The sequence below is a fragment of the Streptomyces sp. NPDC005574 genome (assembly GCF_040605435.1).
GTDB lineage: Bacteria > Actinomycetota > Actinomycetes > Streptomycetales > Streptomycetaceae > Streptomyces.
The window spans coordinates 1-18,693 of record NZ_JBEXCW010000003.1 but is presented as its reverse complement, the minus strand read 5'-3'; the positions used below and the strand labels follow the sequence as shown (position 1 = coordinate 18,693).

Genomic DNA, 18,693 nt, shown 5'->3' with positions numbered 1-18,693 from the left:
CTCAGTACTGCGTCTGCAGGTGCTCCCAGAAGCCGTCGCGCAGCGCTCGCCGCAGGTCCGCCTGGCCCCGGAGCGAGTACTGCAGCAGGCCCTCCGCCTCCACCAGCAGGTCCTGGTCCACCGACCCGGGCAGGTACGGGTGGCCCGGCAGCAGTTCCACCAGGGACTCCCGGCCGCGCGCCGCCAGCCACTTCGCGGCGATCTGCGCGCCGACGAACCGGACGCCCTCCCGGGTCGGGCGGCCGGCGGTGGCCTCGTAGGTCGCCGCGGTGCGCCGGGCGACGTACGGCTTGAAGAAGTCGAGGTCGAGGGTGCGCTGGCTGTCGACCTCCCAGAGCAGCGGTTCGGCCTGGTTGCGGCCCTCCGGCGCCTCGATGCCCCACAGGTGCACGCGCGCCCCGTAGCCCTGGGCGGCCTCGACGGCGGACACCAGGTCCTCGTCGCCTCCCAGCAGGGCCGCGTCGCTGATGGCGCGGTGCCGGGCGAGTGACTCCAGGTCGGAGCGGATCAGGGAGTCGACGCCCTTCTGCTGGTTGTTGGCGTTGAGGTTGCCGAGGCGGACCTTGACGTCGGGGAGTTCGGCGATCCTCTGCTGTTCACCCGTGTGGATGCGGCGTCTGGCGCCGTCGTACCAGTAGACCCGCAGCAGCCGGCTGTCCGCGAAGATCGTGCGGGCGCGGTCGATGAGCGCCTCGATCAGCCCCTCGGTGTCCACCTCGAAGGCACGCCGGTCCTCCGTACCCGCCACCAGTCGCCCCGCGGCCGCGTAGAGGTAGCCCGCGTCGACGAAGATCGCGTGGGTGGAGGGCGTCTTCGCCACCTCGGCGAGCATGCGCTGGAGCAGCTCGTTGGTGCGGTCGATGCGGGCGGTGAGCGCCGCGAGGTCGTCGTTCATCACCTCTATTGTCCCGGCGGTCACGCTTCGAACACAACCGGTCCCGGTCAGTCCCGTTCACAACACTTACCGGTCGGTAGTTAGGCGTTCGAAAAATTTCTTTAGCGTAGGGAATGTTCGTAACACACGTCCTGTTGCATACGTATGGAACACGAGGCACTGATGCCTCGTGCGCCACCCAGCAGTAGTTCTCCTCAGGAGGATGACCAGACGAAGGGAGAAGCCCATGCGCTTCGAAATCATGCGACTCGACGACGTCGACGGCACGGCCGTTGACAGCACCGTCGTGGACGCCGCCTCCGTCAACCGAATCGTTCAGCAGGCTGCCTCGATAGGCCAGCGGCTGTGGATCCGGCCGGCCGGGACCTCGGCCTCATAACCCCCACGGTCCCACACAGGTTCCGGAGCCCCGGCGCGCATCGACCCGATGCCCGCGCCGGGGCTCTGCGCATGCCCGGGGCTCAGCTCCCCCGTACGACCTGCGTGATCCCGTTGATGATCTGCTGGACGGCGATGGCGGAGAGCATCATCCCCGCGAGCCGGGTCACCAGGACCACGCCGCCGTCCTTGATGACCCGGATGATCAGCAGCGAGTACCGCATCACCACCCACAGCACGACGTGGATGGCGAGGATCGCCGACCACACCGACACCTGCGAGGAGACGCTGTCGGCCTTCTGCACCGCGAGGATGACGGACACGATCGCACCGGGTCCGGCCAGCAGGGGCATGCCCAGCGGGACGAGCGCGACGTTCACGTCCTTGGTCTGCTTCGGCTCGTCCGTCTTGCCGGTGAGCAGGTCCAGCGCGATCAGCAGGAGCAGCAGACCGCCCGCGATCATCAGGGCGGGCACGGACACGTGCAGGTAGTCGAGGATCTGGTGCCCGAGGAGTCCGAAGACGGCGATCACCCCGCCGGCCACGCAGACGGCCTGGAACGCCATGCGCTTCTGCACCTTGCCGGGCCGGCCGGCGGTCAGCGCGAGGAAGATCGGGGTGATCCCGGGGGGATCCATGATGACGAAGAGGGTGAGGAACAGGGAGCCGAAGACGGCGGCGTCGAACATGGGTGAGCTGCAGACCTTGCGAGGAGGGAGAGGGTGGAGGGGGCGAGGGAGCGGGGCTCAGGCTCCGCCGGTGCCCGGCACCGGGAACGCGCCGGTCGCGCGCCGGGTGATCTCGCCGTAGACCTCGGGGTCCGTCGTGTACTCGCCGAGCGAGACGGTCTTGCGGCTGCCGTGGTAGTCGCTCGACCCGGTGGTCAGCAGGCCGAGATCGCCGGCCAGGGCCCACAGCCGCGCCCGGGTGTCCGGGTCGTGGTCCATGTGGTCGACCTCGATGCCGTCGAGTCCCGCTGCGGCCATCTCCGCGATCGCGGACTCCGGCACGGTCCGGCCTCGCTTGGCGGCGGCCGGGTGCGCGAGGACGGTGACCCCGCCGGCGCCCTTGACCAGGCGGATCGCCTCGAAGGGGTCGGTCTCGTGCTTGGGCACGTAGACGCGGCCGCCGTCAGCGAGCCAGTCCGGGGTGAAGGCGTCGTTGACGGTCGGTACGACGCCGAGCTCGACGAGCGCGGTCGCGATGTGCGGGCGCCCCACCGAACCGTCACCGGCGATCCGCGCGACCTGCTCCCAGGTGACGGGCACGCCCATTTCCCGGAGCTTGGCGACCATGCCGCGCGCCCGCGGCACCCGGTCGTCGCGGACCAGCTCGCGTTCGGCGAGCAGGGCCGGCTCCTCGGGGTCGAAGAGGTAGGCCAGCAGGTGCATGCTGATGCCGTCGATACGGCAGGACAGCTCGGCGCCGGTGACCAGGGTGAGCCCGGCGGGCAGCGCGGCGAGGGCCTCGGCGTGCCCGCGGGTGGTGTCGTGGTCGGTGAGGGCGACGACGTCCAGACCGGCCGCGGCGGCGTTGCGCACCAGCTCGGCCGGGGTGTCCGTACCGTCGGAGGCCGTGGAGTGGCAGTGCAGATCGATGCGCACGACGCTGACTCCAGGCGATGACATGACGGACGGGGACGCTCCAGCATAGCGGCATCTCACCACCCCCCTGTCACACCCACATCCACCCAGCACCCCCTACATCCGAGGCCCCGCCAGACCCCACATCCCTGAATGGCCTCAGCAGCACACCCCCAGGGGCGCGAGGAACCGCGCACCCAGCCCCGAACGACCCGCACCCAGCCCCGAACGACCCGCACCCGGCGCCGAGCGCCTAGCACCCCACCCCCCGGCACCGGCGCCGAGCGCCAAGCACCCAACCCCCGGCACCCAGCGGCCAGTCACCCAGCGGCCAGCGCCCAGCGCCCCGTCACGGCTCCAGCAAGCGCGGCGACAACGCCCCGCACGGCACCAGTTCCACCTCGGCGCCCGCGTCGCGCAGATCGGTCAGCACCAGCTCGTCGTACATGAGCAGTCCCGACTGCTCGGGCCACACGACCGCCCACACCCACAGCCCGAGCGCCTCGCCCGCGAACACGGCGCGGTCGTCCGGGCTGCCGGTGACGTGCCAGAGCGGGGTGGGCCGGCCGGCGGCGAGCACCTTCGCCTGGGCCGGCTTCTCTACGTTCATGTACGGCCCCGGGTCGGGGCCGTCGATGCCGGCGTACCGCGCGCCGAGGCCGACGCCGAGTTCCTCGGCGACCAGGATCAGTTCCCCCACACCACCCAGCGGGCCGGGTCCGGTGCAGGCCACGGCGGTGGCGCGGCCGCCGCTGCGGTCGTCGCCCGCGCACGCCACCCCCGTGAAGAGCCAGCCGACGGGCAGCGGCCACGGCATCCACACCGGCACCTGCGTGCGGTGCACGACGACCTCGAGGGCCTCGACACTGGGTGGGATCACGGGCTGGAGCGGATGCACGGTGCCGTGGACGTCGCACTGCCAGGCATCGGAGAAGAGTCCGGGAGCCCTGACCCGGCCACCACACTTCGGGCAACTGGGTTCGCCCCTCATAGGGCCCCACGGTCCTACCCCTGCTCCGCCACGTCAAGGACGATCACCCGTCCGGACGGAACCCCTGACGAGGGAAAACTGTGTGTAGATTGCATTAATTAGCCGCGCTAACTTATTATGTGTAAACGACAACGATCCGAAGAGGAGCAGGCATGCACACCAGTACAGGAGGTCCCGCCGACGGCGACCCGTTCGACGCCGGAGCGGGCGGCATCCTGCGGCAGCCGAAGGCCGTCTGGGCGACCGCCGGCGCGTCCGTCGTCGCGTTCATGGGCATCGGACTCGTCGACCCGATCCTGCCGTCCATCGCCCAGGGCCTGGACGCCACCGCCAGCCAGGTCTCCCTGCTGTTCACCTCGTACTTCCTCATCACCGCCGTGGCCATGCTGGTGACCGGCTTCGTCTCCAGCCGCATCGGCGGCAAGAAGACCCTGCTGCTCGGCCTCGCCCTCGTCGTCGTCTTCGCGGGGCTCGCCGGCACCTCGGGGTCGGTCGCCGAACTCGTCGGCTTCCGGGCCGGCTGGGGCCTCGGCAACGCGCTCTTCGTCTCGACGGCCCTCGCGGTCATCGTCGGCGCCGCGGCCGGCGGCAGCGCGGCCGCCATCCTCCTCTACGAGTCCGCCCTCGGACTCGGCATGGCGTGCGGCCCCCTGCTGGGCGCACTGCTCGGTGACGCCAGCTGGCGCTACCCCTTCTTCGGCACCGCGTTCCTGATGGCGGTCGGCTTCCTGTGCGTCACCGTGTTCCTCAAGGAGCAGCCGCGGCTTGCGCGCAAGACCTCACTGCTCGACCCGCTCAGGGCACTCGGCCACGGCGGGCTCGCCTCGGCGGCGGTCTCGGCGTTCTTCTACAACTACACGTTCTTCACCGTGCTGGCCTTCACCCCGTTCGTGCTCAACATGACGCCGTACAAGTCGGGGGCGGTCTTCTTCGCCTGGGGTGTGCTGCTCGCCGTCTTCTCGGTGATCGTGGCGCCGCGCCTGCAGAAGCGGTTCGGCTCGCTGAAGGTGCTCGGCGGTTCGCTGGTGCTGCTGGCCGCCGACGTGCTCGCCCTCGGATACGGCGACCACACCACGGCCGTCGTCTGCACGATCCTGTCCGGCGCCTTCATCGGCGTGAACAACACGGTGTACACGGAGCTGGCGCTCGGCGTCTCGGACGCGCCGCGCCCCGTGGCGAGCGCCGGCTACAACTTCGTGCGCTGGTTCGCGGCAGCCGCCGCTCCCTACTTCGCGCCCAAGATCGAGGAGTGGACCGACATCCACGTCCCGTTCGCGGTCGCGGCGGTGACGGCGGTGCTGGGCGCGGTCGTGGTCGTCGTACGGCGTCGGGCGCTCACCCACGACGCGGAGGAGCTCGAGCCGCGGCACGCGACCGAGGACAGTGTCACCGTGTTCGCCAACTGACCGGAGCCGGCCGGGCGTTGGTGACTTCGGTCACTCCAGCGGGACGGACCTGCGGGACGGATCCCGCAGGTCCGTCCCGTGCGTCAGCCACCGCTCCTGGAGCGCCTGGGCGCCGTGCACCCGCTTCCACGCGGCCTCGTTGGGGGTCATCGGCAGCAGCGGCAGGAACCGCACGGGGTCGAGGGGCTCGTCGAGTGCGAGGTCCTCGACCAGACCGCCGGGCTCGGCGACCAGCACCGAGGTGAACGGGGCGCCGGGCCACAGGGGTTCACCGACGTCCAGGGACGCGCCGGGTGCCACGACCACGCCCTCCACCTGCGGGGAAGCGGCGAGGACGGCGAGCGGGCGGAGCACCTTGTCGGTCTCGGCGAGGCCACCGCGGACCGACAGGACCAGTTCGGCGCGCGGCCCCCTGACCGGGTCGGCGAGCATCGCGGTGGGGTCGCCCATCGGTTGCGCCGACATGCCGAGCGTGGCGTAGCGGACGATGTCGCGCTCCTGGAAACGCAGCACCTCCAGGCGGTCGGTACCGAGGAAGGTGACCGCGGCGCGCGCGTCCGGTTCGCCCAGCACGGTGCGCAACCGGGCCTCGACCAGAGGAAGAACATCTGCCATGCCGCGAGCATAGAACTCGTCAGTACGGGGCAAAGCAGCGCCTTGACAGTTTGCGTGGCTGGTACTCTGGCGCGGTCGTCAGGGCAGCACACAGACAGGTTATCTCCCAGGCTTCAGGCCCTGGGGGAGTCGCGATCGGGCCCCGACACCGACGAGAGTCCCCTGCGGGGGCTCCCCGCAAGGGGATTGGATCGTCCCTCACGAGGGACCGGCCGGAGGAGGTGGGGCTGCAATGGACCGAAGTCACCCGTGCAGTAGCACCCGCTCTTCCCGCCGCTGATGTAGCTGCTCCGGCTCCGGCTGGCCGCCACACCTCGCACGCGCCTCACCGCGGAAGAGCGCTTCGTTTCGTTGTACCTGATCGTCTGATCCGTCTGATCCGCATCAGTGCCTGTATCAGTAACGAAGCTCGCCACCGCGACGGTGCGGTGCTCCCCGCTTTGTGGACGTGCCAGACATCCTTCCCCTGCCCGGCGGGCGGGAGCCGTGGAGGACGTCCCCATTCCGGGTAGTTCCATCCGTTCTCGGGCGGCCTTTCGTTGCTTGTTCGCGAAGGAGCCTGCCATGTCGATGATCCGTGACCTGCGTGCCGTCGTCCGCCCGTCCCGCCCCTCCCCGCGCAAGGAGAGCGGCGTCTACGACACCACCCGCGACCCCTCGACGCCGTCGGCCGTCGTCGACTGCGCCGTCTACCGCGACGGGGCCCGCGTCGCGACGGCGGCGCCGCTGACCCCGCACGAGGCGATGCGGCAGGTGCGCCGGGACGGCGGGTTCGTGTGGATCGGACTGCACGAGCCGACCGAGGCCGAATTCTCCGGCATCGCGGGCGAGTTCGGGCTGCACCCGCTGGCCGTCGAGGACGCCGTGCAGGCCCACCAGCGGCCCAAGCTGGAGCGCTACGACGACTCCCTGTTCACCGTCTTCAAGACCATCCACTACGTCGAGCACGACCAGCTCACCGCCAACAGCGAGGTCGTCGAGACCGGCGAGGTCATGTGCTTCACCGGACGGGACTTCTTCATCACCGTCCGGCACGGCGGACAGGGCTCGCTGCGGGCGCTGCGGCACCGGTTGCAGGACGACCCCGAACTGCTCGCCCGGGGGCCCTCGGCCGTGCTGCACGCGATCGCCGACCACGTCGTCGACGGCTATGTCGCGGTCGCCGACGCGGTGCAGGACGACATCGACGAGGTGGAGACCGAGGTGTTCTCGCCGGGCCGCCGGGGCGGGGTCTCGCGCGGTGTGGACTCGGCGCGGATCTACCAGCTCAAGCGGGAGGTGCTGGAGTTCAAGCGGGCGGTATCGCCCCTGCTGCGGCCCATGCAGCTGCTGAGCGAGCGGCCGATGCGACTGGTCGACCCGGACATCCAGAAGTACTTCCGGGACGTCGCCGACCACCTCGCCCGGGTGCAGGAGCAGGTCATCGGCTTCGACGAACTGCTCAACTCGATCCTCCAGGCCAACCTCGCGCAGGCGTCGGTGGCGCAGAACGAGGACATGCGGAAGATCACCTCGTGGGCCGCGATCATCGCCGTACCGACGATGGTGTGCGGGGTGTACGGCATGAACTTCGACTACATGCCGGAGCTGCACTGGAAGTTCGGCTACCCCGTGGTCATGTCGGTCATGGTGGGCATGTGCGTGGGCATCCACCGCACACTCAAGCGCAACGGCTGGCTGTGAACCCGCGTGGATAGGCTGCTGCCATGACAAGCGAGCTGCTCGGCCAGGCCCTCGTCGAGGAGGCCACGAAGAAGTCCGGCCTCATCTGGGTCAGGGGCCCCGCCGGGCCGGCCCGCGCCCTGTGGCACGTGTGGCACGACGGCGCCGCCTGTCTGGTCGGCGACGGGCCCGGCGAACAGCCGCTGCCCGCGCTGACCGCGGGCGCCGACGCCGAGGTGACCGTCCGCAGCAAGGACAAGGGCGGCCGTCTGGTGTCGTGGACGGCAAGGGTCGTCGAGCCGGCGCCCGGGTCGCCCGCGTGGGAGGCGGCGGTCGCCGAGCTGAAGGGCAAGCGGCTCAACGCCCCCGACGGCGAGGCCATGACGGAACGCTGGGCGCGCGAGTGCCGGGTGCTGCGTCTGGAGCCCACCGGAGCGAGATCGCCGCTGCCCGACGGCAGTCTGGCCCAGGCGCCGCTGCCGTCCCCGGCGACCACCCGGCAGCCCGCCCCGGCCGCCCTGCCCCGGTTGCTGCTGAAACGGCGCGGGCGCGGCGGGGGCCGGCCCTAGTGCGGGGTCAGGACGCCGGCAGCTGCTGTCCGTAGTCCACCGTCTCGTCCGGCGCCGGTTTCCTGACGGCGAAGTCCTTGCCCCAGTCCGAGAAGCTGAGCGTGCCCGCGCCCCCGGCCCGCGCCAGGCGCAGCGGATACGGCTTGCCCTCCAGGGAGACGTCGAGGGTGCCGCCGGAGCCCTTGTCGCCGGTGATGCGGACGGTGCGGACACCCGCCTGCTCGTGGTGGCCGTCGGTCGCCAGCTCGCCGTGCAGCGTCAGCAGACCTTCGAGGAGGACGTCCTTGTCCGTGAACCCGCTGAACTTCCTGTACGCCGGGTCGCCCTGCGGCACCTTCACGAACTTGCCGTCGAGCTTGTCGGCCGCGCCGGTGTCGCCGCCGCCGTCCGCCTGGTCCCAGAACCCGGCGTCGGCCTTCAGGTACAGCTGCTCCCCGATGCGCAGCAGCCGGAACGCCATGCCCTGGGAGGTGACGGAGCCGCTGCCGCCCTCGGACTTCAGGCGCATGTCGAGGGTGTACGTGCGCCCGCTGGTGACGACGGTCCCCGACAGGTGCACCGCCTCGGCGGACCCGGCGGCCGCGCGCGTCCTGGACTGGATCTGCTCGGGCTTGAGTCTGCCGACCCCGTTGGTGCCGGCGTCCGGATCGTCGGAACCGCATCCCGTCAGCCCCGTCGCCGACACGGCCAGGGCGCACACCGCGCCCGCCAGTGCGGTCCTGCGGGTACGGCGCCGGGGAGTCACAGTCACAGGTGGGTGCCTTTCTGGCGGGGGTCCGGAGCGGCGTACGGCAGCGTACCGGGGCGGTGGCGGCCGGGCGGAGCCAGACCGTCCGAAGCGCTCACCAGCGCGTATCCGAACGGGACGGGCTAGCCTGAAGCCCACCCGAGCGGGCAATGGGGATAAGACACCCGGCATCGGTACACCCAGCGGAAGCAGAAGCGGAAGACCCGCGCAGGACACCCCACCGGACACCGAGCACGCGGTACGCGACACGCGGCGCGCACCAGCAGGAAAAGGAAGCACAGCCATGGCAGCGGGCGTCCCCCGGATCTTCGTCTCGCACCTCGCCGGCGTCGCCGTCTTCGATCCGAGCGGCGACCAGGTGGGCCGCGTGCGCGATCTGGTCGTCGTGCTGCGGGTCGGCCGGCGCCCGCCCCGGGTGCTCGGACTGGTCGTCGAACTCTCCACCCGGCGCCGCATCTTCCTGCCCATGACCCGGGTCACCGGCATCGAGTCCGGCCAGGTCATCACCACCGGTGTGCTCAACGTCCGGCGCTTCGAGCAGCGGCCCACCGAGCGCCTGGTCTTCGGCGAGCTGCTCGACCGGCGGGTCACGCTCGGGGAGACCGGTGAGGAGGTCACCGTCCTCGACGTGTCGGTGCAGCAGCTGCCGGCCCGCCGGGACTGGGAGATCGACCGCGTCTTCGTCCGCAAGGGCGGCCGGAGCGGCGCGTTCCGGCGCAAGTCGGGCGAGACGCTCACCGTGGTGTGGTCCGCCGTCACCGGCTTCTCCCTGGAGGAGCAGGGGCAGGGCGCGGAGAGTCTGCTGGCGACGTTCGAGCAGCTGCGCCCCGCCGACCTCGCGAACGTCCTGCACCACCTCTCCGCCAAGCGCCGCGCCGAGGTCGCCGCCGCCCTGGACGACGACCGTCTCGCCGACGTGCTGGAGGAGCTGCCGGAGGACGACCAGATCGAGATCCTCGGCAAGCTGAAGGAGGAGCGCGCGGCCGACGTCCTGGAGGCGATGGACCCCGACGACGCGGCCGACCTGCTGTCCGAGCTGCCCGAGGAGGACCAGGAGCGGCTGCTGAGCCTGATGCAGCCCGCCGACGCGGCCGACATGCGGCGCCTGATGTCGTACGAGGAGCACACCGCGGGCGGTCTCATGACCACCGAGCCGATCGTGCTGCGGCCCGACGCGACCGTCGCCGACGCGCTCGCCCGGGTCCGCAACGCCGACCTGTCCCCCGCCCTCGCCGCCCAGGTCTACGTCTGCCGGCCGCCCGACGAGACGCCGACCGGCAAGTACCTGGGCACTGTCCACTTCCAGCGGCTGCTGCGCGACCCGCCGTACACGCTGGTCAGCGCGATCATCGACGACGACCTGCAGCCGCTGGAGCCGGACGCGGCGCTGCCGGTCGTCGCCGGGTTCTTCGCGACGTACGACATGGTCGCGGCTCCGGTCGTCGACGACGCGGGGGCGCTGCTGGGCGCGGTGACCGTGGACGACGTGCTGGACCACATGCTGCCGGACGACTGGCGCGAGACGGAGTTCCACCTCGACGAGGACGAGGACGAGGACGACGACGAGAACGGCGGGGCCGGGACCGGAGCCGGGGACAAGGACCAGAGAGGTGGCCGCGCATGACTCCTGAGCGTGAGAGCGGCCGCGACCGCACGCCCTCCGGCGCGACCGCCGCCACCCGGCACCGCCCCCGGCTCGACCAGCCGCGCCCGCCGCGCCGCCGGCTGCTGCCCGAGTGGGATCCGGAGGCCTTCGCCCGGCTGTCGGAGCGCATCGCGCGGTTCCTGGGCACCGGACGGTTCATCGTCTGGATGACGATCGTCATCGTCGCGTGGGTGCTGTGGAACATCTTCGCGCCGCGTGACCTGCGCTGGGACAACTACCCCTTCATCTTCCTGACGCTGATGCTCTCGCTCCAGGCCTCCTACGCGGCCCCGCTGATCCTGCTCGCGCAGAACCGGCAGGACGACCGCGACCGGGTCAACCTCGAACAGGACCGCAAGCAGAACGAGCGGTCGATCGCGGACACCGAGTACCTCACCCGGGAGATCGCCGCGCTGCGGATCGGGCTGGGTGAGGTCGCCACCCGCGACTGGATCCGCTCGGAGCTCCAGGACCTGGTCAAGGAGCTGGATGACCGGCGCGACGGCCACAGCGGCCGCGACCCGCACGACAGCCATGTCGTATTCCCGGCAGAACGACCGCACGGACGTGACGTAGACGACCGCTGACGGGGCTTTCCGGCGCCCCTGTGCGGCGCCGTACCATCGTCCTATGGCTACGGAAGACGCGGTGCGCGAAGCACTGGCGACGGTGAACGACCCCGAGATCAACCGACCCATCACCGAGTTGGGGATGGTCAAGTCGGTGGGGATCGGCGCGGACGGAGCGGTCGCGGTCGCGGTGTACCTGACGGTCTCCGGCTGCCCGATGCGGGACACGATCACGCAGCGGGTGACGGAGGCGGTCTCGCGCGTCGAGGGCGTCACGCGCGTCGACGTCGAACTCGACGTGATGAGCGACGAGCAGCGCAAGGAACTGGCGACGGCGCTGCGGGGCGGTCAGGCCGACCGCGAGGTCCCCTTCGCCAAGCCGGGCTCGCTGACCCGGGTGTACGCGGTCGCGTCCGGCAAGGGCGGTGTCGGCAAGTCGTCGGTGACGGTGAACCTGGCGGCGGCGATGGCCGCGGACGGTCTGAAGGTGGGCGTCGTCGACGCCGACATCTACGGCCACTCCGTGCCCCGCATGCTCGGCGCCGACGGCCGTCCCACCCAGGTCGAGAACATGATCATGCCGCCGTCCGCGAACGGCGTGAAGGTCATCTCGATCGGCATGTTCACCCCGGGCAACGCGCCCGTCGTGTGGCGCGGCCCGATGCTGCACCGCGCGCTCCAGCAGTTCCTGGCGGACGTGTACTGGGGCGACCTGGACGTCCTGCTCCTGGACCTGCCCCCGGGCACCGGTGACATCGCGATCTCGGTGGCGCAGCTCGTCCCCAACGCGGAGATCCTGGTGGTGACCACCCCGCAGCAGGCGGCGGCCGAGGTCGCCGAGCGGGCCGGCTCGATCGCCGTGCAGACCCACCAGAAGATCGTCGGCGTGGTCGAGAACATGGCGGGTCTGCCCTGCCCGCACTGCGGTGAGATGGTCGACGTCTTCGGCACCGGCGGCGGCCAGTCGGTCGCCGACGGCCTGACCCGTACGACGGGCGCGAGCGTCCCGGTGCTCGGCAGCATCCCCATCGACGTCCGCCTGCGCGAGGGCGGCGACGAGGGCAAGCCGGTCGTCCTGACGGACCCGGAATCCCCGGCCGGCTCCGCGCTGCGGGCCATCGCGGGCAAACTCGGCGGCCGCCAGCGGGGGCTGTCGGGCCTGTCCCTCGGGATCACCCCGCGCAACAAGTTCTGACAGCCGTACAGGCGGGGCCCCCGGGATGCCTGAGCGCCCCGGGGGCCCGCCTGTGTCGTCGTGTCCGCCGTCCCGCGCGGGCGGGGACCGGGGCGGTCATGGCGGGTGGGCCGCCGGCGCCCCGGGCGCCGTTCCGGCTACGCGTACGCCGAGATGTCCTTGATCATGGCGAAGCCGAGCCCGTACGCGCTCATCCCCCTGCCGTACGCCCCCACGTGGACGCCTTCCTCCGTCGAGCCGGCCAGCACCCAGCCGAACTCGGACTCGCGGTAGTGGAAGGGCGTCGGCACGCCGTCGACCGGCAGGGACAGCGTGGACCAGTCCTCACCCTCGAGGTCGTCGGCGAGGGCCCACGCGGTCTCGGTCTGCTGCTCCAGCCAGTCGTCGCGCAGCGAGTGGTCCATCTGGCCCGGCCAGGTGAAGGACAGCAGTCCCACCCCCGCGAGCCAGGCCGCGGAGGACACCGAGGTGGCCTCCAGGAGACCGGTGCCGTCCGCGCTGCGGCGTACGGGGTTGGCCGCGACGGTGACCACCACCGCGAACTTCTCCCGGTCCTGCGTGCCCTCGTTGCGTACGGAGGGCTCCTCGCCGTGCCCGATCGAACCGTGCTCGACGGCTCCGTCGGCCGCCGTCCCGACCTGCATCAGCCAGCGCGGCCCCGTGAAGGCCTCGTCGAGGCCGTACCACGGGAAGGGCGCCAGGAGGTAGCCGTCCACCGTGCGCCGGGCGGAGGGGACCTGCTGTCCGCCCTCCGCGGCCGGCGTCTGCGCGACCGCCCTGCTCGTCGTCTCCATGTGCCCGGACGCCTCCTCGCCTCTCGTCGGACCGGAGCGGCCCGCCCCCCTTCGGGCGGCCGTGCTCGTTCTGGTACGGCCCGCCCAACAACTCGGCAGCATAGCCACCCCGCTCCGGGCAGCCGGGAAACCGCCCGCCGCGTGGGTCGCGCGAAGACCCGGGTTCAGGGCGCGGAAGGGGCTGCGGACGTATGAAACGCGTCACGTACGGCCGTGCCGGGGAACCCGGGTGGCCCAGGGGCCGCCCGGCGCACGGCCTCAGCCGGCCTACGGCTCCATACGGCGTGCGGCCCGGCGGGCCTGCGCCCTCAGGTGGCGTCCGCGTCGTAGGGCGGCCGCTCGTCGTCGCCGGGAGTCTCGGGCTTCTTCGTCATGTCGATCCGGCCGCCGGAGGACCCGGACGGGGAGGCGGAGGACGTGTCCGTGTCGCGGCTGTGCACCGCGTCGGTGACCTCGGCCATCTCCTTCTTCAGGTCGAAGCCGTTGCGGATCTCCTTGAGCCCCAGCTCGTCGTTGTCCAGCTGCTTGCGGATGAACGTCTTGGGATTGAGGTCCTCGAACTCGAAGTCCTTGAACTCCGGGCCGAGTTCCTGCCGGATGTCCGCCTTCGCGCTCTCCGAGAACTCGCGGATCTTGCGCACCGTCCGCATGACGTCCTGGATGACCTTCGGGAGCTTGTCCGGACCGAAGACGAGCACGGCGAGGACAACGAGCGTGACCAGCTCGAGCGGTCCTATGTCATTGAACACCTGAAGCTCCTTGCGATGTCCTCGGTCCGCGGCCCTCGGTGGTCTGTGCGGTCTTCCGTGGTCCGGGCCGGGTCCACGGTACCCGGCGATCCCGTACGACCGGTACTGTCCCGGGCGCTCCGTGTGCGCCCGCCCGAGGGGTTTTCCGGTTGTTTGCCTTGCCGTGCCCCGCGCGGAGCGGCGGGCGGGGCCGCGGGTGTGAGCTTGCCGTGAGTTCCCGGGCCGGTTCGGGGGGTGCGGCGCGGCTCCGTCCGCCGCGGCTCAGCCGCCGTCGGCGGAACCGAGGACCAGCGTGATCCGGCGTTCCCCGCCGTCGCGCCGGACGGTCAGGGCGAGTCGGTCCCCGGGGCGGTGGGCGCGGGTCCTGACGATGAGTTCGTCGCCGGAGTGGACACGCCGGCCGTCGACCTCGGTGATGACGTCACCGGCCTCGATGCCGGCCCGGTCACCGGGACCGCCCGCCGTGACCGCGGGGCCGCCGCCGCGGGCCTTCGTGGCGACCCGCGCGCCGTCGCCCGTGTAGTCCAGGTCGAGGTTGACGCCGATCACCGGGTGGGTCGCCCGGCCGCTGTCGATCAACTCCTCGGCGACCCGCTTGGCCTGGTTGGCGGGGATGGCGAAGCCGAGACCTATCGAGCCGGCCTGGCCGTCGTCCGTGCCGGAGCCGCCGTCGGCCGACCGGATCGCCGAGTTGATGCCGATGACGTGGGCCGCGGTGTCGAGGAGGGGCCCGCCGGAGTTGCCCGGGTTGATGGGGGCGTCGGTCTGCAACGCGTCCACGTACGAGACGTCGGTGCCGTCGCTGCTCTCGCCGCCCGCTGTGACGGGCCGCTCCTTGGCGCTGATGACGCCGGAGGTGACGGTGCCCTCCAGGTCGAAGGGGGCGCCGATGGCGACCACCGGGTCACCGACCCGGACGCCGTCCGAGTCGCCGAGGGTCAGCGGCTTGAGCCCGCGGACCCCGGCGACCCTGACGACGGCGAGGTCGTAGCCGCTGTCCCGGCCCACGACGGTGGCCCTGGCGGTGTCCCCGCCGTCGAAGGTCACGGCTATCTCGCCGCCCTCGCCCGCGGACTCCACGACGTGGTTGTTGGTGAGGATGTGTCCCCGGCCGTCGAGGACGAAGCCGGTGCCGGTGGCGGACTCCCCGGCACCGGACTTCCCGGAACCGGTCACGTGCAGGGTGACCACGCCGGGCAGCGCCCGGGCCGCGATCCCCGCCACGCTGTCCGGTGCCCGCCCACCGGGCTGCGGCGCGGCCTGGGGCAGGTCTACGTCACCAAACCCGCCGTCGCGCTCCAGATAGGCGCCTGTGGCCCCGCCGACGCCCCCGGAGACGAGCGCGAGCAGCACGGCACCGCCGACGAGAGCCCTACGACGACGCCGCCGCCGCAACTCCGCCACCGGGACCGCGCCGGTCTGCTGGAGAGGCGCGGCGCCCCGGGCCCAGGGGTCGTAGTTCTCCCAGGGAGTGGACGGGGGCGCGGGAATGGAGGGGGGCGGGGTGTCGTCGGCGGTGCCGTGCGGGGGCGTGGAGAGGGAAGCGGGTGGGGCACCGAGGGGAGTCTGCGCATGGGCGGGGACGGGTGTCTGCGCCGGGGCGGGGAGGGGCGCCCGCGCGGTCAGGGGGTGCCGCACCGGCGGGGCGGGCGCCCAGGGACCGGGCCGGCCGTAGGGCGGGGTGCTGTACGGGTCGGGGTCGTGCGGCGGCTCGGGACGGTCGGCGAGGGGCCCGGCGGGTGGCTCGACGGCGGACACGTGATGTGCCTCGGCATCGGGCAGCTCCCCCGCGCCGGTGGCGGCCGGGACGGGCCGGGCCTCGGCCTGGGCATCGGCATCGGCATCGGCATCGGCATCGGCATCAGGCAGATGCTTCGCGCCGACGGGCGCGGGGATGGCGCGGGCCGGCTCGAACTCGTCCCCGGACACGGAGAACGACACGCGATCGGGGCCGGGGCCGGAACCTGGGCCGGAGGGGGATGCGGACGCGGGAGTCACCGCGGCCTCGGGACCCGGCCGCGCCGGACGTTCGAGGAGGAAGTCACCCTCGTCGGCGGCCGGTGCCGGTCCCGCCGAATCCTGCGGGCGAGCACGGTTCCACCACTTCGCCCGCGTGGGCTTCCCCTCGTTCACTGCACTCCCCCACAGCTGGTGCCCCGGACCTGTCCCTGGATTCAACCAGGTTCACGGGGCACCGCGCGGAGGCAGCTCAGCGGGTGAACGCCGAGGAGGAGGGGGAGGACGTCGCGTCGGGGACGGGCGTGGCGAGCAGGCCCGGGGCGGTGAACTCCCCGGGCCTGGACCACGAGGTCAGGGTCAGCGGCGGACTGGCGCTGAACGGACGTATCAACGGGGACATGACGGCGGCGCCGGCCATGACGGGCGCCGTCAGCGCGTCCACCGCCTCCTCGGTGAGACCCGCGCCGGCGGCGGTGATCCCGGGCAGCAGCGGAGCGGACACCGCGGTCGAGGCCGCCGCCGGGACGTGGCCCAGCGTGGACCGCTGTCCGAGCCCCTGCGCGAGCAGGGAGCCACGGCGTCGCTGGGTCTCCGGACCGGTGACCGCTCCGGAGCCCTGGGTGCGGGCCGGTGTGACATTGCTGCCGGTGCCGGTGCCACCGCGGGCGTCCGCGGCCGTGTCGCTCGGCACGCCGCCGGTGACACCGCCGAGGGCGATCGCGGCCAGGGACACCGCTCCGGCCGCGGCGAACGCGAACCGCATGCCGCGCGAGGCCGACCGCTCGGCCTCGTGCCGGCTGACGTCGTGGATGCGGAAGCCGCGGTCCGCCGAAGCGGCCGCCGGCAGCACGGAGGAGTGCGGCCGGACGGGCACGTAGGAGAACTCGAAGCGCTCCGAACGCCTCGCCCCGAAGGCACCGGAGCCTCCGGGGACGCCGAACGCTCCCCCGGGTGACCGGCCGTCGTCGGAGGTGCCGCCGCCGGGCAGCCCCTGGAGGCGGGCCAGGAAACTCTCGGAGGGCGGAGGCGGGGCGGCCTCCGCGAAGACGTTCTTCAGCCGGCGCTGCGCGTCGGCCTCGGCCTTGCACTTCGCGCAGGTGGCGAGGTGGGCGAGGACGCGGTCGCGGGACTCGTGGCCGAGCTCTCCGTCCACCAGGGCGGCGAGCCGGTCGCCCAGGTGCTGCTCGGCCAGGAGCCGTTCTGCGGAATTGGGTCGAGATCCACTCACGCGGTCGCGCCCCCTCCTCCCAGAGCGGGCACACGGGCCATGAAGGAACGGCGCTCGGCGCGTGCTTCCGGCGAGCGGTGCGCGAGGGCCTTGCGCAGCTGCGAGCGGCCGCGGTGGATACGGGAGCGGACCGTGCCGAGCTTGACGCCCAGGGTCGCGGCGATCTCCTCGTACGAGAGGCCCTCGATGTCGCACAGGACGACCGCCGCGCGGAACTCGGGGGCGAGGGTGTCCAGAGCCTGCTGCACGTCCGCGTCGAAGTGGGCGTCGTTGAACAGCTGCTGCGGGGACGGCTCGCGGCTGGGCAGCCGCTCGGCCGCGTCCTCGCCGAGCGCGTCGAAACGGATGCGCTGCTTGCGGCGGACCATGTCCAGGAACAGGTTGGTGGTGATGCGGTGCAGCCAGCCCTCGAAGGTGCCGGGCGAGTACGTCGACAGCGAGCGGAAGACGCGGACGAAGACCTCCTGCGTGAGGTCCTCGGCGTCGTGCTGGTTACCGGTCAGGCGATAGGCCAGGCGGTAGACACGGCCGCTGTGGGTGCTGACGATGTCCTCCCAGGTCGGAGGAGTCCACGCCGGCCCGTCCGCCTCGGTCGCGAAGGTCGCGGTCTGGGCGTGCTCGGCGGCGTGACTGTGGTCAGCAGCGGTGTCGTTCACGGATCTCGGCCTGCCCGCCGATCCGAGAAGGCGCCGGAGCGCTCCTCCCCGATCCACAGACGTAGCCGCACCTCCCCTGTCGGCTCTGATGGTGTCCAGCGGAGCCCCTACCATAGCCACCTCGCCCGTTAGCTCCGGATAAGCGGTTTTACGAGAAATTGATGTGCGCTGACCCGGCTCGTGCGGCCTCGTCGGCGGCCGCCGGAGGCCCGGTCCCGCATCGTGATCCAACTGTGTCCCCCCGCGTCGTCCCGCACCCCTCTAAACGCCCGGTCCCATCAGCAGGTTCCCGGCAGCAACGGATACAGTCACGCCCAGGCAACCACGGGGACAGGAGAGGGTCATTACCGGCAACCGGCAGACGAGCTGGGCGTTCGCCGACGCCTACGTCGCCGAGGACGAAGTGCTGCGCTGGACCCGCGACCGGGCCCGTGAGGCGGGGCTGCGCTCGGTGTCGCCCGGCACGGGCGCGGCCCTGCGGTTGCTGGCGGCCTCGGTCGACGCGAAGGCGGTCGCGGAGATCGGCACCGGCACCGGCGTCTCCGGGATCCATCTTCTGCACGGCATGCGGCCGGACGGGGTACTGACCACCGTGGACCCGGAGCCGGAGCACCAGCAGTTCGCCCGCCAGGCCTTCCGGGCGTGCGGGTTCGCCAGCAACCGGGCCCGCTTCATCCCGGGCCGCGCCCTGGACGTCCTGCCCCGGCTCGCGGACGCCGGCTACGACCTCGTCTTCTGCGACGGCGACCGGCTGGAGTTCCTGGACTACCTCGCTGAATCGTTGCGCCTGCTGCGCCCCGGTGGCCTGGTGGTCTTCGAGGGCGTCTTCGCCAACGGCCGGACCGTGGACTCGGGGCCGCAGCCCACCGAGGTGCTGCGGCTGCGGGAGTTGCTGCGCACGGTGCGTGAGAGCCAGGAACTGGTGCCGTCACTGCTCCCCGTGGGTGACGGGCTGCTCTGCGCCGTCAAGCGCTGACCCCCCCCCGCCCCCCGTCGCGGGCGGCCGCAGAGGGCGGAAAACAGTCGCCCCGGCACCGCGTGCGGTGCCGGG

Annotated in this window: 19 protein-coding genes; 8 read left to right on the top strand and 11 right to left on the bottom strand. The window is 72.0% G+C overall.

Going from position 1 to position 18,693, the window contains the following annotated elements:
- Position 1: 1 nt before the first annotated feature.
- Positions 2 to 895 carry an NYN domain-containing protein gene (locus ABZT03_RS03015; protein ID WP_356032684.1) on the bottom strand — a complete coding sequence of 298 codons (894 nt, stop codon included), beginning with the start codon at positions 893 to 895 and terminating at the stop codon, positions 2 to 4.
- Between the two features lie 226 nt (positions 896 to 1,121).
- Here ABZT03_RS03015 and ABZT03_RS03010 point away from each other — a divergent pair, with 226 nt between their 5' ends.
- The gene (locus ABZT03_RS03010) at positions 1,122 to 1,274 is read left to right on the top strand and encodes a hypothetical protein (protein ID WP_356032681.1); all 153 of its coding nucleotides are present in this window, start codon (positions 1,122 to 1,124) and stop codon (positions 1,272 to 1,274) included.
- An 82-nt stretch (positions 1,275 to 1,356) separates the two neighbouring features.
- On the opposite strand, the gene ABZT03_RS03005 is transcribed toward ABZT03_RS03010, so the two are convergent.
- The 3 genes from ABZT03_RS03005 to ABZT03_RS02995 form a co-directional block, all read right to left on the bottom strand.
- Positions 1,357 to 1,962, bottom strand: coding sequence for a MarC family protein (locus ABZT03_RS03005; RefSeq protein ID WP_356032679.1), 606 nt, complete (start codon positions 1,960 to 1,962; stop codon positions 1,357 to 1,359).
- 57 nt (positions 1,963 to 2,019) lie between these two features.
- The gene (locus tag ABZT03_RS03000; protein WP_356032676.1) at positions 2,020 to 2,877 is read right to left on the bottom strand and encodes a PHP domain-containing protein; all 858 of its coding nucleotides are present in this window, start codon (positions 2,875 to 2,877) and stop codon (positions 2,020 to 2,022) included.
- A gap of 328 nt (positions 2,878 to 3,205) precedes the next feature.
- Positions 3,206 to 3,847 (bottom strand): DUF6758 family protein, encoded by a 642-nt coding sequence (locus tag ABZT03_RS02995; protein WP_356032673.1) that lies wholly within the window; start codon positions 3,845 to 3,847, stop codon positions 3,206 to 3,208.
- Between the two features lie 152 nt (positions 3,848 to 3,999).
- Between ABZT03_RS02995 and ABZT03_RS02990 the strand changes: the two genes are divergently transcribed.
- Positions 4,000 to 5,253, top strand: coding sequence for an MFS transporter (locus ABZT03_RS02990; RefSeq protein WP_356032670.1), 1,254 nt, complete (start codon positions 4,000 to 4,002; stop codon positions 5,251 to 5,253).
- Positions 5,254 to 5,283: 30 nt separating this feature from the next.
- On the opposite strand, the gene ABZT03_RS02985 is transcribed toward ABZT03_RS02990, so the two are convergent.
- Positions 5,284 to 5,868 carry a suppressor of fused domain protein gene (locus ABZT03_RS02985; protein ID WP_356032668.1) on the bottom strand — a complete coding sequence of 195 codons (585 nt, stop codon included), beginning with the start codon at positions 5,866 to 5,868 and terminating at the stop codon, positions 5,284 to 5,286.
- A 564-nt stretch (positions 5,869 to 6,432) separates the two neighbouring features.
- On the opposite strand from ABZT03_RS02985, the gene ABZT03_RS02980 reads away from it, so the two are divergent.
- Complete coding sequence (locus ABZT03_RS02980; RefSeq protein WP_356032665.1) at positions 6,433 to 7,551, top strand: magnesium and cobalt transport protein CorA; 1,119 nt, start codon at positions 6,433 to 6,435, stop codon at positions 7,549 to 7,551.
- Positions 7,552 to 7,574: 23 nt separating this feature from the next.
- Positions 7,575 to 8,099 (top strand): hypothetical protein, encoded by a 525-nt coding sequence (locus tag ABZT03_RS02975; RefSeq protein WP_356032662.1) that lies wholly within the window; start codon positions 7,575 to 7,577, stop codon positions 8,097 to 8,099.
- A gap of 7 nt (positions 8,100 to 8,106) precedes the next feature.
- Here ABZT03_RS02975 and ABZT03_RS02970 read toward each other — a convergent pair whose 3' ends face one another.
- Complete coding sequence (locus tag ABZT03_RS02970) at positions 8,107 to 8,850, bottom strand: hypothetical protein (protein WP_356032659.1); 744 nt, start codon at positions 8,848 to 8,850, stop codon at positions 8,107 to 8,109.
- 280 nt (positions 8,851 to 9,130) lie between these two features.
- On the opposite strand from ABZT03_RS02970, the gene ABZT03_RS02965 reads away from it, so the two are divergent.
- From ABZT03_RS02965 to ABZT03_RS02955, 3 genes are read left to right on the top strand one after another with little or no spacing between them, the layout of a single operon-like run.
- Entirely contained in the window at positions 9,131 to 10,471 is a 1,341-nt protein-coding gene (locus ABZT03_RS02965; protein ID WP_356032656.1) for a CBS domain-containing protein, read from the top strand.
- Positions 10,468 to 11,079, top strand: coding sequence for a DUF1003 domain-containing protein (locus ABZT03_RS02960; RefSeq protein ID WP_356032653.1), 612 nt, complete (start codon positions 10,468 to 10,470; stop codon positions 11,077 to 11,079). The genes ABZT03_RS02965 and ABZT03_RS02960 overlap by 4 nt, the downstream gene beginning before the upstream one ends.
- Positions 11,080 to 11,122: 43 nt before the next feature.
- A complete protein-coding gene (locus tag ABZT03_RS02955) occupies positions 11,123 to 12,256 on the top strand; it encodes an Mrp/NBP35 family ATP-binding protein (protein WP_356032651.1) in 1,134 nt (377 codons plus the stop codon).
- 137 nt (positions 12,257 to 12,393) lie between these two features.
- Here the strand turns inward: ABZT03_RS02955 and ABZT03_RS02950 are convergent, their stop codons facing one another.
- The 5 genes from ABZT03_RS02950 to sigE form a co-directional block, all read right to left on the bottom strand.
- Entirely contained in the window at positions 12,394 to 13,050 is a 657-nt protein-coding gene (locus ABZT03_RS02950) for a hypothetical protein (RefSeq protein ID WP_356032648.1), read from the bottom strand.
- 308 nt (positions 13,051 to 13,358) lie between these two features.
- Positions 13,359 to 13,799, bottom strand: a complete 441-nt coding sequence (locus ABZT03_RS02945) for a sec-independent translocase (protein WP_356032645.1) — start codon at positions 13,797 to 13,799, stop codon at positions 13,359 to 13,361.
- Between the two features lie 261 nt (positions 13,800 to 14,060).
- Entirely contained in the window at positions 14,061 to 15,932 is a 1,872-nt protein-coding gene (locus ABZT03_RS02940; protein WP_356032643.1) for a trypsin-like peptidase domain-containing protein, read from the bottom strand.
- 76 nt (positions 15,933 to 16,008) lie between these two features.
- Positions 16,009 to 16,986, bottom strand: coding sequence for a zf-HC2 domain-containing protein (locus ABZT03_RS02935; protein WP_356032640.1), 978 nt, complete (start codon positions 16,984 to 16,986; stop codon positions 16,009 to 16,011).
- Positions 16,983 to 17,756: an RNA polymerase sigma factor SigE gene (gene sigE / locus ABZT03_RS02930; RefSeq protein ID WP_356032637.1), complete on the bottom strand. Its 774-nt coding sequence runs from the start codon at positions 17,754 to 17,756 to the stop codon at positions 16,983 to 16,985. Before sigE ends, ABZT03_RS02935 begins: the two co-directional genes overlap by 4 nt.
- A 229-nt stretch (positions 17,757 to 17,985) precedes the next feature.
- Between sigE and ABZT03_RS02925 the strand changes: the two genes are divergently transcribed.
- Positions 17,986 to 18,618: an O-methyltransferase gene (locus tag ABZT03_RS02925; protein WP_356033150.1), complete on the top strand. Its 633-nt coding sequence runs from the start codon at positions 17,986 to 17,988 to the stop codon at positions 18,616 to 18,618.
- Positions 18,619 to 18,693 lie beyond the last annotated feature (75 nt).

What these genes read in the sequence shown, in the direction of transcription:
- ABZT03_RS02985 (WP_356032668.1), bottom strand. Translation starts at nt 5,868, where the DNA reads ATGGCAGATGTTCTTCCTCTGGTCGAGGCCCGGTTGCGCACCGTGCTG.
- sigE (WP_356032637.1), bottom strand. Translation starts at nt 17,756, where the DNA reads ATGGTAGGGGCTCCGCTGGACACCATCAGAGCCGACAGGGGAGGTGCG.
- ABZT03_RS03010 (WP_356032681.1), top strand. Translation starts at nt 1,122, where the DNA reads ATGCGCTTCGAAATCATGCGACTCGACGACGTCGACGGCACGGCCGTT.
- ABZT03_RS03005 (WP_356032679.1), bottom strand. Translation starts at nt 1,962, where the DNA reads ATGTTCGACGCCGCCGTCTTCGGCTCCCTGTTCCTCACCCTCTTCGTC.
- ABZT03_RS02980 (WP_356032665.1), top strand. Translation starts at nt 6,433, where the DNA reads ATGTCGATGATCCGTGACCTGCGTGCCGTCGTCCGCCCGTCCCGCCCC.
- ABZT03_RS02965 (WP_356032656.1), top strand. Translation starts at nt 9,131, where the DNA reads ATGGCAGCGGGCGTCCCCCGGATCTTCGTCTCGCACCTCGCCGGCGTC.
- ABZT03_RS02950 (WP_356032648.1), bottom strand. Translation starts at nt 13,050, where the DNA reads ATGGAGACGACGAGCAGGGCGGTCGCGCAGACGCCGGCCGCGGAGGGC.
- ABZT03_RS03015 (WP_356032684.1), bottom strand. Translation starts at nt 895, where the DNA reads ATGAACGACGACCTCGCGGCGCTCACCGCCCGCATCGACCGCACCAAC.
- ABZT03_RS02975 (WP_356032662.1), top strand. Translation starts at nt 7,575, where the DNA reads ATGACAAGCGAGCTGCTCGGCCAGGCCCTCGTCGAGGAGGCCACGAAG.
- ABZT03_RS02955 (WP_356032651.1), top strand. Translation starts at nt 11,123, where the DNA reads ATGGCTACGGAAGACGCGGTGCGCGAAGCACTGGCGACGGTGAACGAC.
- ABZT03_RS02960 (WP_356032653.1), top strand. Translation starts at nt 10,468, where the DNA reads ATGACTCCTGAGCGTGAGAGCGGCCGCGACCGCACGCCCTCCGGCGCG.
- ABZT03_RS02995 (WP_356032673.1), bottom strand. Translation starts at nt 3,847, where the DNA reads ATGAGGGGCGAACCCAGTTGCCCGAAGTGTGGTGGCCGGGTCAGGGCT.
- ABZT03_RS02990 (WP_356032670.1), top strand. Translation starts at nt 4,000, where the DNA reads ATGCACACCAGTACAGGAGGTCCCGCCGACGGCGACCCGTTCGACGCC.